The following is a 1240-nucleotide window of genomic DNA, read 5'->3' as shown; positions in this document are numbered from 1 at the left end:
TGACGTGCCCCCCTTTTTGTATCCACTCAAAAGGAGAGTTCCCGTTTTTTATGGCTTGGGGTTGGTGGGATGACAAGTGTCTCGGGGGCATGCCCCCGAGACACTTGTCTGGCGACCTGATCCGGTGTCCTGCCATCCAATTGGGAATGGGGACGCACCGTGTTGTAGTCTTCCCGCCAGTCAGCCAGAACCTGTCGGGCATGGCTGAGGGAGGTGAACAGCGTTTCGTTGAGGCATTCATCCCTCAGCCGGCCGTTGAAACTTTCGACAAAGCCGTTCTGCTGCGGTTTACCGGGGGCGATATAGTGCCATTCAATCTTCATCTCATCCGCCCATTTCAGGATGGCATGGGATGTGAACTCCGTACCGTTGTCGCTGACAATCATGAGGGGTTTGCCATATCGTTCTACCAGGGCCGTCAGTTCCCGCGCCACCCGTCCACCTGATAATGACGTGTCGGCAACCAATGCCAGGTTCTTGCGACTGAAATCGTCGATAACAGCTAGAATGCGGAACCGGCGGCCACAGATCAGGGCATCCGAGACAAAATCCAGGCTCCAGCGCTGCCCGGGTTCCTGAGGGATGGTCATGGGAGAACGCCTCCCCAGTGCCCTCTTGCGGCCACCCCGATGGCGGACTTTCAGCCCTTCCTCCTTGTAAAGGCGGAACAGCTTCTTGTGATTGGGGCTAAACCCTTCCCGAGCCAGAAGATAACCCAGGCGGCGATAGCCAAAGCGGCGTCTCTGGCTCGCCAGATCCCGCAGGCGCTGGCGCAGGGCGGCATCATCTGCCCGGGTGGAAACATACCGCGCAACACGCCTGGCAAGACCAACAAGGGCACAGGCACGACGCTCACTCAGTTCCAGACCCTTTTGAAGGTGTAGGACCGCCTGCCGCTGTGCGACAGGCGTCACCACTTTTTTCCAAAAATTTCCTTCAACGCCGCATTATCCAGCATCGCATCCGCCAGGAGACGCTTCAGACGACTGTTTTCATCTTCCAATGCCTTCAACCGTTTGGCTTCCGATATTTCAAGGCCACCATAGCGGGTCTTCCATTTGTAAAACGTCGCATCACTGATCCCGTGTCTGCGGCAAAGATCAGAGACCTTGAGCCCAGCCTCCTGTTCCTTCAGCACTCCTATGATCTGCTCTTCCGTAAAACGACTGCGTTTCATTCGTCCGTATCCTTCTCGATCGGACTCTACTTTAAAATGGTGACATTTCCGGGGAGCACGTCA

Annotated in this window: 1 protein-coding gene; it reads right to left on the bottom strand. The window is 56.1% G+C overall.

Annotated features, from left to right (window positions below; genetic code table 11):
- Nucleotides 1-26: 26 nt before the first annotated feature.
- Nucleotides 27-1177, bottom strand: a protein-coding gene (locus tag GAL01_RS15380; protein ID WP_099253405.1) for an IS3 family transposase whose coding sequence is annotated in 2 segments (ribosomal slippage) — nucleotides 27-919 and nucleotides 919-1177 — 1152 coding nt in all. Because the reading frame shifts where the segments join, the coding sequence is not laid out codon by codon here.
- Between the last annotated feature and the right edge of the window lie 63 nt (nucleotides 1178-1240).

The sequence above is a fragment of the Gluconobacter albidus genome, from assembly GCF_002723915.1.
In the GTDB taxonomy this organism is placed as follows: Bacteria; Pseudomonadota; Alphaproteobacteria; order Acetobacterales; family Acetobacteraceae; genus Gluconobacter; species Gluconobacter albidus.
Note: the sequence above shows the minus strand (reverse complement) of the source record. Positions and strands in the feature narration are given on the sequence as shown.